This is a genomic window from Castellaniella sp. (assembly GCF_049671645.1).
Lineage (GTDB): Bacteria > Pseudomonadota > Gammaproteobacteria > Burkholderiales > Burkholderiaceae_B > Castellaniella.
The window spans coordinates 316,659-330,278 of the sequence record NZ_JBATVG010000019.1; the positions used below are offsets into that span (position 1 = coordinate 316,659).

13 protein-coding genes are annotated in these 13,620 nt (G+C 64.0%); 3 read left to right on the forward strand and 10 right to left on the reverse strand.

The window, feature by feature from the left end:
* Window positions 1–4: 4 nt before the first annotated feature.
* Genes WBG56_RS09955 through WBG56_RS09965 form a run of 3 tightly spaced genes read left to right on the forward strand, consistent with a single transcriptional unit; the run spans window position 5 to window position 2,834 of the window.
* Window positions 5–790 (forward strand): hypothetical protein, encoded by a 786-nt coding sequence (locus WBG56_RS09955; RefSeq protein WP_424267778.1) that lies wholly within the window; start codon window positions 5–7, stop codon window positions 788–790.
* A 41-nt stretch (window positions 791–831) separates the two neighbouring features.
* On the forward strand, window positions 832–1,497 hold the full coding sequence (locus WBG56_RS09960) for a response regulator (protein ID WP_424267780.1): 666 nt from the start codon (window positions 832–834) through the stop codon (window positions 1,495–1,497).
* On the forward strand, window positions 1,473–2,834 hold the full coding sequence (locus WBG56_RS09965) for a sensor histidine kinase (protein ID WP_424267782.1): 1,362 nt from the start codon (window positions 1,473–1,475) through the stop codon (window positions 2,832–2,834). Before WBG56_RS09960 ends, WBG56_RS09965 begins: the two co-directional genes overlap by 25 nt.
* Here the strand turns inward: WBG56_RS09965 and WBG56_RS09970 are convergent.
* The 10 genes from WBG56_RS09970 to WBG56_RS10015 all read right to left on the reverse strand — a co-directional run bounded on the left by WBG56_RS09970 (window position 2,800) and on the right by WBG56_RS10015 (window position 13,616).
* Window positions 2,800–3,399, reverse strand: coding sequence for a class I SAM-dependent methyltransferase (locus tag WBG56_RS09970; protein ID WP_424267878.1), 600 nt, complete (start codon window positions 3,397–3,399; stop codon window positions 2,800–2,802). The two genes, WBG56_RS09965 and WBG56_RS09970, sit on opposite strands and share 35 nt — an antisense overlap.
* A gap of 138 nt (window positions 3,400–3,537) precedes the next feature.
* Window positions 3,538–4,215 carry a methyltransferase family protein gene (locus tag WBG56_RS09975; protein WP_424267784.1) on the reverse strand — a complete coding sequence of 226 codons (678 nt, stop codon included), beginning with the start codon at window positions 4,213–4,215 and terminating at the stop codon, window positions 3,538–3,540.
* 807 nt (window positions 4,216–5,022) lie between these two features.
* On the reverse strand, window positions 5,023–5,697 hold the full coding sequence (locus WBG56_RS09980; RefSeq protein ID WP_424267786.1) for a DUF2968 domain-containing protein: 675 nt from the start codon (window positions 5,695–5,697) through the stop codon (window positions 5,023–5,025).
* A gap of 59 nt (window positions 5,698–5,756) precedes the next feature.
* A complete protein-coding gene (locus WBG56_RS09985; RefSeq protein WP_424267788.1) occupies window positions 5,757–7,127 on the reverse strand; it encodes a sigma 54-interacting transcriptional regulator in 1,371 nt (456 codons plus the stop codon).
* 54 nt (window positions 7,128–7,181) lie between these two features.
* Complete coding sequence (locus tag WBG56_RS09990; RefSeq protein WP_424267790.1) at window positions 7,182–9,014, reverse strand: TadG family pilus assembly protein; 1,833 nt, start codon at window positions 9,012–9,014, stop codon at window positions 7,182–7,184.
* On the reverse strand, window positions 9,011–9,430 hold the full coding sequence (locus WBG56_RS09995) for a DUF3613 domain-containing protein (protein ID WP_424267792.1): 420 nt from the start codon (window positions 9,428–9,430) through the stop codon (window positions 9,011–9,013). Before WBG56_RS09995 ends, WBG56_RS09990 begins: the two co-directional genes overlap by 4 nt.
* 23 nt (window positions 9,431–9,453) lie before the next feature.
* Window positions 9,454–10,341 carry a tetratricopeptide repeat protein gene (locus WBG56_RS10000; protein ID WP_424267794.1) on the reverse strand — a complete coding sequence of 296 codons (888 nt, stop codon included), beginning with the start codon at window positions 10,339–10,341 and terminating at the stop codon, window positions 9,454–9,456.
* Between the two features lie 8 nt (window positions 10,342–10,349).
* Window positions 10,350–11,330 (reverse strand): type II secretion system F family protein, encoded by a 981-nt coding sequence (locus WBG56_RS10005; protein ID WP_424267796.1) that lies wholly within the window; start codon window positions 11,328–11,330, stop codon window positions 10,350–10,352.
* A 10-nt stretch (window positions 11,331–11,340) separates the two neighbouring features.
* Window positions 11,341–12,267, reverse strand: a complete 927-nt coding sequence (locus tag WBG56_RS10010) for a type II secretion system F family protein (RefSeq protein ID WP_424267798.1) — start codon at window positions 12,265–12,267, stop codon at window positions 11,341–11,343.
* Complete coding sequence (locus WBG56_RS10015; protein ID WP_424267800.1) at window positions 12,267–13,616, reverse strand: CpaF family protein; 1,350 nt, start codon at window positions 13,614–13,616, stop codon at window positions 12,267–12,269. The genes WBG56_RS10010 and WBG56_RS10015 overlap by 1 nt, the downstream gene beginning before the upstream one ends.
* Window positions 13,617–13,620 lie beyond the last annotated feature (4 nt).

The following is a 13,620-nucleotide window of genomic DNA, read 5'->3' on the forward strand; positions in this document are numbered from 1 at the left end:
CACCGTGCACCATGCGCTCCACCCCGAACCTATCAGGCCCGACGCCGACCTGATCAAAGTCCCGGCCATCACGCTTTCGTTCTGGATCATCAAGATCCTGTGCACCACGGTCGGGGAAACCGGCGCGGACTATCTGGCCTTCAATGCCGGCTGGGGCCCGGGCGTGACCAGCACCGTCATGGCCCTGCTGCTGATCACCGCGCTCACCCTCCAGCTGCGCAAGCCGCATTACACCCCCTGGATTTATTGGTTGACCGTTGTGCTGGTCAGCATCGTCGGCACACAGATCACCGATCTGCTGACCGACGGCCTGGGGGTTCCCCTGACCGTCAGCACTCCGATCTTCGCCGGTCTGCTGGTCACGATCTTCGCCGTCTGGCACCGGACGGAACACACTCTGTCGATTCACGACATCGTGTCGCGCAGGCGCGAACTGTTCTACTGGGCCGCCATCCTGTGCACCTTCGCGCTGGGCACTGCGGCAGGGGACCTGGCCACCGAAGCGCTCCACCTGGGGTTTGCCTGGGGCGCCATCGCATTCGGCGTCCTGATCGCCCTGTCCTATGGCGCCTGGCGCCTGGGCGGCAATGCAGTGCTGACTTTCTGGGTGGCCTACGTCCTGACCCGCCCCTTCGGGGCCGCATTGGGGGACCTGCTGACCCAGGGCAAAGCGGACGGCGGGTTCGGCATGGGCACGTCGTGGACCAGCGCCCTGTTCCTTGCCATCATCATCATGCTGGTGACGCTGGAACAGTTCAGCGCCGACAGCAAGACCTTCGAGACCTATTGAACAATCCGGTTTATCCTTGAGCGCAAAGAACAGGAACCTCCATGCGTGTATTACTGGTCGAAGACGACCCCATGATCGGCCAGGTCGTCCACGATGCCTTGCAGGATGCCGCTTACGCAGCCGACTGGCTGCAGAACGGGCAGGCCGCGCTCGATACCCTGTCCGCGCAGCATTACGATCTGGTCCTGCTGGACCTGGGCTTGCCCGGCAAGGACGGCCTGGAAGTCCTGGACACCCTGCGCAAGCGGCAAAACCCCATCCCGGTCCTGATCATCACGGCCCGCGATACCCTGCACGACCGGCTGCGCGGCCTGGATGCCGGCGCGGACGATTACATCCTCAAACCATTCGACATGGCCGAACTGCTGGCCAGGATGCGGGCCGTCATCCGGCGCCAGAACGGCCAGGCCAGCCCCGTGCTGGGCAACGGGGTGGTCACGCTGGACCTGGCCACCAAACAGGCCATCGGCCAGGATGGCTTGCCCACGCAATTGTCCAGCCGGGAATTTTCCCTGCTGCAGGCCCTTCTGATGCGGCCCGGCGCCATCCTGTCGCGGTCCGAACTGGAAGACCGGCTGTACGGCTGGGGTGAAGAAGTCGAAAGCAATGCCGTCGAGTTCCTGATTCACACCTTGCGCCGCAAACTTGGGCACGACGTGATCCGCAACGTCAGGGGGATAGGATGGATGGTCTCAAAAAACGGCTGAACGCATCCCTGCAGTTCCGCCTGTCCTTCACCCTGTCGGTCGTCATCGTCGTCGTGGCCGGCATCGCCGGCGTCTTTTCCTTTTTCTCGACCCTGGACGAAGCCCACGAACTGCAGGACGACGTGCTCTACCAGATCGCCGAACTGATGGACCAGCAGCATCTGGTCCTGGCGCCCGGCGACACAGCTACCCACCTGGCCGATGGCGACGACGATTCCTACATCATCATCCAGCAACTGGCATCCGCCACGGCCGGGCATTCATCGCCGCATACCGAAGGCGTTCTGTCGTTGCCCGGCAACCTGGCCGAAGGCCTGCACACCCTGCAGTCGCACGGCGACACGTACCGGGTGCTGGTCAAGAGCCAGCCCGCGGGCGGGCGGGTCGCCATCGCCCAGGAAACCGACTTTCGCGACAAGATCGCGCGCGAAAGCGCCGTACGCACCCTGATGCCCTTTCTGATCCTGGTGCCGATCCTGCTGCTGATCATCACGAACCTGGTGCGCAAGATGTTCCAGCCGATCTCCGGTCTTTCCAACGAGATCGACCGGCGTTCGTTTGAAGACCTGCGTCCCGTGCCGGATCACCACCTGCCCACGGAAGTGCGTCCCTTCGTCATCGCCATCAACCGTCTGCTGATCCGGCTGGCCCGGTCGCGGGAAACCCAGCGCCGTTTCGTCGCCGATGCCGCGCACGAACTGCGCTCTCCGATGACGGCGCTATCGCTGCAGGCCGAACGGCTGGACGAAGCCGACCTGCCGTCCTCCGCCCGTGAACGGCTGTCCGCCTTGCGCCAGGGCATCCAGCGGTGCCGCAATCTGCTGGACCAATTGCTCAGCCTGGCCAAAGCGCAATCCGCCGCCGAGCCCACGGAAAGCCCGGTATCCATCCCCATGTTGTATCGCCGGGTACTGGAAGACCTGATCCCGCAAGCCCAGGCCAAAACGGTGGACCTGGGCGTGACCGAGATCCCGGATATCCGGATTCAGGCCAATGAACTGGATCTGTGCACGCTCATCAAAAACCTGGTGGACAACGCCATCCGCTACACCCCCGCCGGGGGCCGGGTCGACCTGTCGGCCCGCGTGCTGGACGACGTCATTGAGCTGTGCGTCTCGGATACCGGCCCCGGCATCCCCATCCAGGAAAGAAAACGCGTGTTCGACCCGTTCTACCGGGTACTGGGCACCGAACAGGTCGGATCGGGTCTGGGGCTGGCCATCGTCAAGACCATCGTCGCCCGCCTGGGCGCCGACATCGACCTGGATTTCTCGGACAGCGCGGCCAAGACGGGCCTGAAGGTCACGATCCGCCTGCGGCAAGCTCCGCCCGCCTGAAGACACGCACCCGGGCAGGCGGCACGTTCAGCCAGGCATAATGGCTGGATTCTTCGGCAAAGCCCGTGAACAGGCCCGTGTCGCGCTCCCATAAGGCATAGGTGAACTGCACCAGGCAACCATCCGCCGCCAGACACTGCCGCCACTGATCCACAATCGCGCTGACCACGTCGGCCGGCAGCGAGCGCAGCGGCAAGCTGGACACCACTGCATCCACCTTTTTATTGGCCGGCAGCAGTGATTCCAGGTCGGCCGCGTCGCCGCCCACCACGGTCAGGGCCGGAAACCGGTACCGCAAATGCTGCACGAAAGCGGGCGATCGTTCCACGATCCACAGGCGTCTGGCGGGGAAGCCACGATCCAGCAGGGCCTGCGTCACCGCGCCGGTTCCCGCCCCCAGTTCCACGACCAGGCCATCGCCCGACAGGGGAATCCGGGCCGCCATCTGGCTGGCCAATTGCCTGGAACTGGGCCAGATCGCGCCGACCGTCCCCGGACGAGCCATCCATTCCCGTAGAAAAAGTCCTGGCGAGACGGTTTGCACCAGTCCCGCCAGTCTACGCATGTCCGCCTGATAGCGGGCCTGATATTGGCGCAGATTCTGCACCAGTGGAATAGCGCCAATATTTCTGTTCTTCAGCATGCAGGTCTCCAGTGCCTGACAATCAAGAGACTACTCGAGCAAACTTGGGCGTGGCTTGGGTCAGAACAGAAAAAAGTATACATGCACCCATCCCGCCTGCTGGGCCGCTTCGATGGCCTCAAAGACAGGAATGGAAAGAAAGTATGGCAAGGCGTCACGCACGGTCTTCCAGACGCCGTGCAGGTCCACGGTGACATGCTGGGGCGACTGCCACAAGGACCAACGGGGCAAGAACCTGGGGGTCTGCCTGCAGTAGGCTTCGTAGCTGGCGCCAAACGCCTGGCGCAACAGGATTTCCTCTTCGCCGACGATCCAGCGAAAAATCACGCTGGCCAGCACGGCAAGCACCAGCCCGATCACCAGGCTGCCCGTCTGCAGCCCCATGCCGAAAACCGCCAGAATGGAGAATACGTACAGCGGGTTGCGGCTGACGGAATAGGGCCCCTCGGCCACCAGATCCGCGCCTTTGCGCCCGCCCAAATACAGCATGCAAGCGCAGCGCCCCAAGATGGCTAGGATCAGAAAGGCCAAACCGCCCCATTCCAGGCCCTGATTCATCCAGCCGGCTTCGGGCCAGGCGGAGCTTACCCAGGGCAGCGCGCAGACCGCGAGAACGGCCAGGACGCCCAGCGCGCGACGGCGCCTTACCTGCGCCCGGGCCAGATGTTCCCAGGTTGCATTCAAGGTCGCCGTGCGGTCGTTACTGTCGCCCCCGTCACCGGCCGGATTGTGCATCATGATGAGTATCCTGTTTGAACAAGCTTACAGCAGCCTGCCGAGCCACGATACTTTGTATTACTTAGTCAAGACTTAGGACGCCCCGCGTCTCGCGCCTCGTCTCGGTCGATCGGACGCGTGCGCCAACATTTTCTGCTGCTGGCCTTCAATCAGGAACCGCTTCAGCAGCTTATATTCCTCCGGCCCCAGGACACGAACGTTGCACTCCAGCCAGACCTCGATATCTTCAATGTCTCTTTGGGACAGCCCGGCATAGCGGATGCGCACCCGAGGTCCCTGCGAGGCGCCAGCCATCGGGATCGTGCGCCATTGATGCGAACGCCTGCCGGGCGACCAGATCCCGGACAGTCGTTCACCATGCTCACCCCATCCGGGGGCGCCGCCAGTCACGGCGGCTTGCGTCGCAGGGGTTGTCTGACGATGAGTCGTGTCTGTAAGGTCGGGCATTGCTGGCTCCTTGCAGCTGTGGCTTACGCCGCAACATGATTGGGGATGATGGATCCCTTGCAGCAATAACCATGCCAACTGGGCAGCACCTGGCGTTCCGATCGGTTGAATCAGAAAGCCATCTCAACATTCCCCTATAAATCAAGGGGGCATTCGAACTTCAGGGGGGTCTTCAGGGCACGGAATCGGGCACACCCGGAGCAAGAAACCCAGGCGACGTTACATCTGGTCCAGACACACAGTGACACGCGAAGTAACAAAAGCAGCTAAAAAGAGCGGCGCGCCACCGGACGCCCCAAACGACAAGGGCGCCAGCCGGCGAAAACGCGGCGGGCGCCCAGGCACGAAGCCGGAGACGGATCAGCGCAGTTTTGCCTGTTGCGCCTCCAGGCGACGGATGGAATCCTTCAGCGCCTTGAGCTGCTTTTGCGCATCCGCCTGCTGCTTGCTCAAGCGCGCTGCTTCCTGATGCGCGACCGTCTGCTGCGCCGCGATCTGGCGGGCCTGTTCACGCTGAGCATCCAGATCCGCCTGGAGCGCGCTGAGTTCCGCCGACCTTTCATTCAGCTGCGCCTCGGTATGGGCGTAGCTGGCCTGGAGACGGATACGGCGCAGATCCGCCTCTGCCAGACTGGCGGATTTCCTGGCGTATTGCTCGTAACGCTGTTCAGCCCGCTTTGAATCCAGAGTCTTGGTGACCTTCCAGAAATCCTTGTTGTAGAACAGCGCCGCGTAGTATTCCAGCGAATGGGTGTCGAACAGCAGGCTGGCCCCATAAGCGCCGTTGTACACCGTGCGCAATTCTGTCACGGCGCGTTCCTGGATAAGCTGTTGCAGTTGCGCCCCGGCGCCACTGGGTTGCGGAGTCGCCGCGGGCTTCACCGCAGGCGTCTGGCCGGCCGCCGGATCAAGCTTGGCCTCGGCCGCCGCCGGAGCCTCCTGCGTGACTGCAGATTGCTTCGGTACGGGGGTTGTACACGCGCTCAGGACGGTCATGGTCACAATGGCCAGGATGGCGCTGCGATGGATACTCATGGAATGCTGTCCTCTTCAGTCGTAATCAAATCCTGCGAATGCAACAGTGTATCGGATGCTCACACCGATGCCACACTGTCTCCCTGGGCCTGGATATTGTGTCTGCGCATCTTTTCCCACAGCGCCTTGCGGCTGATGCCCAGAGCGGCCGCGGTGTCCTGGCGGCGCCAGCCATGATCGTCCAACGCCCGGATGATGCGCGCCCGTTCCGTCTGATCGGTCGCGGACGACGCCGACGGCAGTTCATCCTGGGTCGTCGCCCGGCTCAGGGACGTGAACTGATCCATGATCCGCTCCAGGGCGCTTCGATCCCAGGAGCCGGTCTGCTGCACGCAGATGCCGACGCGCTCGGCCAGGTTGGCCATCTCGCGGATATTGCCCGGAAACGGCATCATGGCGACCCTGGCCAGCAGCCATTCGGGCGCCTCGGCGCTGCCCGATGGCGTCGTCAGCGCGATCAGCGCCCGGAACAGATGCTGCTTCTCCAACGGCCCCCGCGCTTCCAAGTTCGGCACTTCCAGCTCGATGACCGCCAGGCGGTAATACAAATCGCTTCGGAAGCGACCCGCTTCGGTCAGCGTCGCCAGATGGAAATGACTGGCCGACACCAGCCGGAAATCCACGGGCACCGGCGAGGCGGCCCCCAAGCGAGTGATGCTGCGCTGCTCCAGCACACGCAATAGTTTCACTTGCTGGTGCAGCGGCAGATCGCCGATCTCATCCAGGAACAAGGTGCCGCCGTCCGCCTGCTCAAAGTATCCCTTGTGCGCGCCGACCGCTCCGGTGAATGCGCCCTTGGCATGACCGAAGAAATGCGCCTCGAACAGTCCGTCCGGCACGGCTCCGCAATTCACGGCCACAAACGGCCCGCCGACACGCGAGGACAGCTCGTGCAGGCGCTGGGCGACGCGCTCCTTGCCCGTGCCCGTCTCGCCATGAATGACGACGCTGGCATCGCATGCCGCATACAGCTCGACATCCCGCATCAGGGCGCGCATGGCTGTGCACTCGGCCACCAGGGGCGTATTCCGCCGGGTGGTCTCGGGCGCCCTGGCCTGATCGACCGACTGCGCGGCTCGCAAGATCATGGCACGCAGCTCGGCGCCGGTGAACGACGGCGGCAGCGTATGCGAATAGGCCGGGGGGTAGAACCGGGTATCCTGCCCCCGCTGCTCCGCCGCAACCCAGATCACCGGCACGGCCTCGGTGCGCAGCCAGCCCTGCCCCGTGAAATGCGCATCCCCGATGACGCTGACCGAGATCACGGCCACCGCCCGCCGGCCGGGCTCCTGCGGCGGCGGCATGGGAGTGGCCGGATCGACGCGAATCGCCACAATGTCGGTACTGGCCAGGCACTGCTGGATCCGGGGCGCGATATCAGAACTCCCCTCCCAGATGAACACGTCGATGGTGTCGGGGGTGACTGTCATGCGAAAGTCAGAATGCGGTATTGATTATTGGTCATGGCGGGTTTCGATAGATTCCTATTGGACGATGTAGGGGGCGCCTGGGAGGATGTCGTAGAGTCTGACCTCGGTTTCATTCAGGTTGGCACCCAGCAGAGGCATCAGGACGTTCTGCAGCAATGGGGTCAAAAGCCCGTTTACTGCTGTCACCAGCGGGCTCAAGACCCCGCCCAGAGGAACATCAAGGCCCAGCAACCCCAGGTTAGTTTCCACCTCGCTAGGCTGTATTTGCGTCTTCCAAGGAGGGTCGCCACCGAACGGAAATGTCTTAGTGGACTTCTCTTGAATGGCCTGGGGAGGCGACCAATCCGCCCCCGACACCAAGGCGATATTTGCACGTACCTGCAACGTCACGGCACCCAGTAAAATTTTGACGAAATCGACATACTCAGGCTGAGGAAACGGATTCCCAGGATCCGATGATCGGCAGGGCACCCCATCCGGCAAAGTCCCAATGCACAGATTGGCGGTCGAAGACTTCACACTGAAATATCCCAAATGATTTTCCGAATCGATCGCGGTCAACTTGGCATCCGAGCTCGCCGTACTGATTGTGACAGGCAGCCCGCCGGACAGGATCAGCAGATTGGGGATACCAAGATCCAGCTTGATCTGGATCTGCGAGTTGCTGACGACGCATGGGTGTCCATCGTCATACACAGGAATGCCAAGACCGATTGTCGGAGGATTGACGACCTGGGCCTTCAACGACAAAAGGTCTGGCCCGATTGAAGTATCCAATGCCAACAGGTTCTTCCCGTTGGCCACAATGGCACTGGCCCCGACGAGCTCCGCCAGACTCAATTGCGTACTCAGTGCAGATGACAGGTTGGCTGCTGTCGCATAGAGCATCACTCCGTGCTCTCCCAAGAGCTTGATCGGCAGATCCCCGCTCTTTTGCTTCAGTTCATCCAGTGCGCCCACAGCAGCCTCCTGGGACCGGCCCAGCAATTTTATGTAGGCGTCAAGCACATCCCCCAACGTCAACCGCTGAAGCAGCGCCAGGTCATCCGGCGTCCCCACCCCAGCCAAAACTGTCGCCGGCAAGCCCAGCGCCTGCAGCAAACCCGCTGGCGTCGTCATCACATCGGCCAGCCCGCCGGAATCCAATACACTGATCTTCTGCGGGTCCAACCCCAAACTCGTCAAAACCAGGGGCAACAGACCAGCGCCGTCTCCCTGAGACGACGCGCCACCGCCGCCCACAGGGGGTATCGACAGCAGACGGGCCCCGACCGAGAATGTCGCCACATCAGGCCCCACCATCGCCGTGGCGACGGCGGCGGCGCTTGAGCCACTATCCGGCGAAGACGTCCCCCCGAATAGCTTCGGCAGGAAGGACACCAGATTCGAACGCGTCTCGACTCTCATGGCATTCAACGGCTGTGTGCCGGTGTATTCCGACGATGCCGTGAAGACGGGGGCCTCCAGACTCCCGGCTGAGGGCGGGTGCGGCGCGGGCTTGAACCCGCACCGGATCGCTTGAATTTCCTCGGTCCAGGGCTGCGTCTCAGACTTTCGCGCCCACCGCCCGCACTCGATCGGCTGAAGAATGTCGGCTTCCGGCACGCCATTTTGCGCCGCAACCGCCTGCGCAACCGCCTTGGCCTCCTCGCACCCTTTCCCCAGGACCTGCACCGCGCTCAACGCCGCCAGATCCGCCGCCTTCTGCAGCCGCTGCTGCACGAAATAGTTGTACCCGGCCTGCACCGACGCCAGCAGCGCCCCCAGGATCAACAGCACCGCCGCCACGATCAGGACCACGGAACCCCGCTGATCCCGGGGAGCCGCGCCTTGGAAGCGTTTCAACACAAGAAGGATGCGCCGCATGGCGGCCTTGCTGGACATCATTTGGCCTTGACGCTCTCCTCGAACCGGTCGGGGAGCGGGTGATCGAAACTATCCAGGTAGCGTTTCCAGCTGCGGCCGGCCGCCGCCCCCAGGGTCGGCAGCGCCGGGGCGGCCTGCGCGCCCGAAGCCTGATCCTCCATCAAAGTCCGGGTAGCCGGGCCGATGGCCGTGCGCGTCGTCCAGGGGCGCAGCCGCGCATGCTCCGGCTGGCCGGAGGGCGGCTGCGGCACCGCATATGGAGCAGCCTCGGACGGCTGGACGGGCGCCGGGGTGTCCGCGTGGCCGACCGGATAGCTCTTGAGCACCGTCAAGCCCGCAGCCGGAACAGGCACCAGCGGCGTATGCGCCTGGGAGAACGCCGTCGTCGCCATCGACGCGACGATCAGGGCCAGCAGCAGGGGGACGATTCTGATCATGATCAACTCCTTGTCTCCGTCATTCACCGCACCAGGCGGGGATGTTCCAAACTGGCAAGCGGCGGGGCCGCCGGGCCTGTCCGCACCGTCTCGTCGATCGGCTCCGCCGTGACCAGGGCGGCCGACTGACCGGCAGACGCGCTGCCTGCGGCCGTCGGCCCCGGGACCGCGCCTGCCCGAAGACCCACCGCCATGGCGTGGACACGATCGCGGGTCGCGCTGCCGAAGCCGGCTTTCCGCATCAACGCCTCGGCATCGGCCGGCTGATTGCGCAACAGCAGCAGAATCGCCATATTGCCCAGGATGCGCTGATCATTGGGAGCCAGTTCCGCCGCCTGACCGATGGAGAGGCCGGCTCCACCCAGGTCCCCCGCGCGCAGTTGCGCAAAGCCCAGGTCGCCCAGGAACACCGGGTTGGCGGGCTGCAGCGCCACCGCCGCCGACAGTTCCCCCACGGCCCGGGCATCCTGCCCGGATCGGGCGGCCAACAGGCCCAGGCCATGATGGGCCTGGGCGGCCAGATCCGTGCGCGTCAACGTCTGGTACAAGGCCCGGCTTTCTTCCAGTTGGCCTGTTTCCATCAAGGCCTCGGCATACAGGACATCCAGTTCCGGCGTGTGGCCGTGCCTGGCAATGGCCTGACGGGAATAGGCCAGGACGGCGTAGTAGCGCCGATCCGCCCGCGCCTCCCGCACCACATTGAGCATCATGTCGGCCTGCGAAGGCATGTTCTTGTGCGCCGCCCTGGATTCGGCGGTGCGCCGCATGGACTCCTGTTCCTGCTGATGCTGGATCAGTTCCATCGCCGTATTGGGCTGGAAGGCCGAGCAGGCGGACAGCATCAGGCACACGCTGGCCAGCAGGCCGGCGCGCCCGGCAATTCGATGAAAAAAGATCGCTTGGAATGTCATGGGAAGCCCTAGCCGGAAAGACGCGACAAGCCGCGCAGGATCGCCACGAAGCCAGCCCCGCCCGTCACAATGAGCAGCGCCGGCAACAGCGTCAGTACCATCACACCGGTCATCTTGACGGTGAGCTTGCCGATCTGCGCCTTGAGATCGAGCTTGCGCTGATCGCGCAGACGCCCGCTGAAGCGGGCCAGGGGCTCCTGCACGGCGCCGCCCTGCTCCTCAACCTGACAGAGCAGCCGGCAGATCGCCGCCAGATCGTCGTTGTCGAAATGGTTGCTCAGCCGCGCCAGGGACTGCTCCCGGGTCCGGCCGCGCGCATACATGTCCAGAGACCACTCCAGCTCTTGCGACAGCACGGGCATGACCTCGTGGAACTCATCGACGATGATGTGCAGGCTCTGATCCACCGACAGGCCGACGCCTTGCAACAACCGCAGCAGGTCGATGAACAGGGGCAGTTCCTTGCCAGCGCTCTCCATGCGTCGGCCGACACGGCGCTGGATCAGCCATTTGGGCGTCATCCACCCCACCCCGAACCCCAGGAAGCCCAGCAAGACGGGGTGGGATGCCATGCCGCTCGTGCCCAGGACAGGCCTGCCCAGGACCACCACCAGAGGCAGCAGCAGCGCCAGGGCCAGGCGGGCCATCAGAAAGAATGCCTTCGCGCGCGTCGTGCTCCGGTACCCGGCTCGCTCCACCAGAAATCGGTCTTCTTCGGCCATCAACAGCATGCCGAAGCGGCCGGCGGCCCAATTTCCCCCCAAACGGACCAGCGTGTCCAGCGACCGGCCCAAGGCCGGAGGTTCCTGCCCTTTCGGCTCGGCCACGGGGGCGCCGGCGCGGCGGCGGGCCAGCGCCTCATCCACTGCCAGGCCGCTGCGAGCCTGACGCCAGGCCAGCACCAGCCACGCGCCGCCGACCAGCAACAGAACCAACGCCAGCACACCGACCGCCAGGGAGATCAACAAGGATGGAGACAAGGCGTGCATCGTCATCTCCTTATTCCAGCTTCGAGAGGCGATACAGCCAGAACGACCCCAGAACCTGCAGGGCGAAGGCGCCGACCAGCAGCTTGCGCCCGACCGGGTCCTCCCACATTCCGACGATCAGGACTTCGTTGGTGGCGATGATCATGGCGCCCAGGCCCAGCGGCAGCAAGGCCAAAATCCAGGCCGACAGCCGCGTTTCCGCCGACATGGCGACCAGCTCGTTGCGGGCCTGCGTCAGATCGCGCATGAACGCGGACATCCGCTCCAGCACGTGGTCGGTCCGCCCTCCGACCCGGATCGCCACGCCGACGATCGCTGCCACCAGATACAGTTCATAGATGCCGTACAGCCTGGCGGTCTGGCGCAAGGCGACATCCAGTTCCACGCCGACGCTGCCCGCGCGGCGCGCCTGGCCCAGAATCTCGCGCAAGGGTTCCTCGGTGCGGTCGGACGCCGCCTGAAACGCCGCCCCCAGGCTATTGCCGACCGTCATCATGCGCACCACCATTTCCAGGAAGTCCGGCAGCTGCTGGATGATCTTGCGATGCCGCCGCGACACCCGCATCCAGATGAACAGCAGGTTCAATGGGATCAACAAGACCAGCGCGGCAAGGGCGGCGGTGGGATTCACCAGCGCCAGCAAGGCGGCCGGCAGGGCAAACACGCGCAGCGTCAGGGTGGCGTAGAAATGCCGGGTTGGCCGAATGCCGGCCCGCAGCAGGAAATTGTTCCATCCCGTCGGGCTCCCATACCAATGTCCCGATGTCTCCGCCCGGGCCGTTTCCGCGGAGATACTGGCGCCGTGCCGCTGCAACTGCCGGGCCACATACCGGGCGCTGGCCTGCCGGCGCGCAGTGCGCACGGCGAGGTGCCACGCCACCATGCCCAGCACCACCAGCAACAGGGCAGCCGCAACCAGGGCCGGAATCGCCGCCATCAGCGCCTCCGCCCCCAGAACCCGCCCCCGCTTTCCGGCGGAACATCCGGAACCGCGTCCCGGTTTCCCTGCATGACGGCGCGCCAGTCGGCCAGTTTGGGCGACTGCGGCACGATGCCCAGGCTTTTCCAGCGATCCTGCTCCTGGCCCTCGACATCCGTGTGTATTTCATGCCGGTAGAGTTCCTGGGTCGTGATCACGTTGTCCCCCATCCCCGTGATCTCGGTCACCGACAACACACGCCGATGTCCATTGGGCAGACGACCGATCTGGATGATGAAATCCAGGGCGCTGGCGATCTGGCGGCGCAGGCTCTCCTCGCTGCCCTGGTAGCCGGCGAATCCCGCCAGCATTTCGATGCGATACAGGCATTCGCGGGGTGAATTCGCATGCAGGGTGGTCATTGAACCCTCGTGCCCGGTGTTCATGGCCTGCAACATGTCCATGACCTCGGAGCCCCGGACCTCTCCGACGATGATGCGATCGGGCCGCATGCGCAGGCTGTTGCGGATCAGATCCCTGATGCTGACCATGCCGCTTCCGTCATAGCCGCCCTGGCGGGCCTCCAGGCGCACCACGTGCGGGTGATTGAGCGACAGCTCGGCGGTGTCCTCCACCGTCACGATCCGCTCGTCCTCCCGGATGAAGAACGCCAGGGCGTTCAACAGCGACGTCTTGCCGGAACTGGTTCCCCCCGACACCAGGATATTGCAGCGGTTGCGCACGGCGATCTTCAGCAGATCGTGAATTTCCTGGCTATACGTGGACAGGCCAAGCAAATCTTCCGGACGCAAGGGTTCCTTGCGGAACTTGCGGATCGAAACCTTGGGGCCATTGAGCGACAGCGGTTCGATGACGACATTCAGCCGCCCGCCATCGGGCAGGCGCGCATCCACCATCGGGTTGGATTCATCCAGACGGCGGCCCAACGGCGCCAGGATGCGGCGAATGATCCGCAGTACGTGCTGATTATCGGAAAACTGGGTCGTCTCGCGGACAAGGACCCCCTGGCGCGACACAAAGACATGCTCGTAGTCGTTGATCAGAATGTCCTCGACGGAAGGATCCTCCAGCAAATCCTCCAGCGGCCCCAGACCGGCCAGTTCCTGGGTCAGGGCCGTGGACAGCTGGCCGACCTCATGCTCATTGAGGGCGAAGCGCCGGGTCCGCACAAAACTGGCGACCTCGATGGAGACGAATTCGCTGATCGCCTCCCGCGTCCAGCGGCCGAATTCCGCCCCGAGCTCCTCGATCCGGCTAAGAAGATGCTCGTACGTCTGGCGCTTCATGTCCCGAAACTGGTCCGACTGGGGGAAGTCGTCGCCGCTGAACTCGATGGTGGGCGTCATGGTT

Bases quoted from the DNA above. Each gene is read 5' to 3' on its own strand.
- WBG56_RS09960 (WP_424267780.1), top strand. From the start codon at position 832: ATGCGTGTATTACTGGTCGAAGACGACCCCATGATCGGCCAGGTCGTC.
- WBG56_RS09965 (WP_424267782.1), top strand. From the start codon at position 1,473: ATGGATGGTCTCAAAAAACGGCTGAACGCATCCCTGCAGTTCCGCCTG.
- WBG56_RS09970 (WP_424267878.1), bottom strand. From the start codon at position 3,399: ATGCGTAGACTGGCGGGACTGGTGCAAACCGTCTCGCCAGGACTTTTT.
- WBG56_RS09975 (WP_424267784.1), bottom strand. From the start codon at position 4,215: ATGATGCACAATCCGGCCGGTGACGGGGGCGACAGTAACGACCGCACG.
- WBG56_RS09980 (WP_424267786.1), bottom strand. From the start codon at position 5,697: ATGAGTATCCATCGCAGCGCCATCCTGGCCATTGTGACCATGACCGTC.
- WBG56_RS09985 (WP_424267788.1), bottom strand. From the start codon at position 7,127: ATGACAGTCACCCCCGACACCATCGACGTGTTCATCTGGGAGGGGAGT.
- WBG56_RS09990 (WP_424267790.1), bottom strand. From the start codon at position 9,014: ATGATGTCCAGCAAGGCCGCCATGCGGCGCATCCTTCTTGTGTTGAAA.
- WBG56_RS09995 (WP_424267792.1), bottom strand. From the start codon at position 9,430: ATGATCAGAATCGTCCCCCTGCTGCTGGCCCTGATCGTCGCGTCGATG.
- WBG56_RS10000 (WP_424267794.1), bottom strand. From the start codon at position 10,341: ATGACATTCCAAGCGATCTTTTTTCATCGAATTGCCGGGCGCGCCGGC.
- WBG56_RS10005 (WP_424267796.1), bottom strand. From the start codon at position 11,330: ATGCACGCCTTGTCTCCATCCTTGTTGATCTCCCTGGCGGTCGGTGTG.
- WBG56_RS10010 (WP_424267798.1), bottom strand. From the start codon at position 12,267: ATGGCGGCGATTCCGGCCCTGGTTGCGGCTGCCCTGTTGCTGGTGGTG.
- WBG56_RS10015 (WP_424267800.1), bottom strand. From the start codon at position 13,616: ATGACGCCCACCATCGAGTTCAGCGGCGACGACTTCCCCCAGTCGGAC.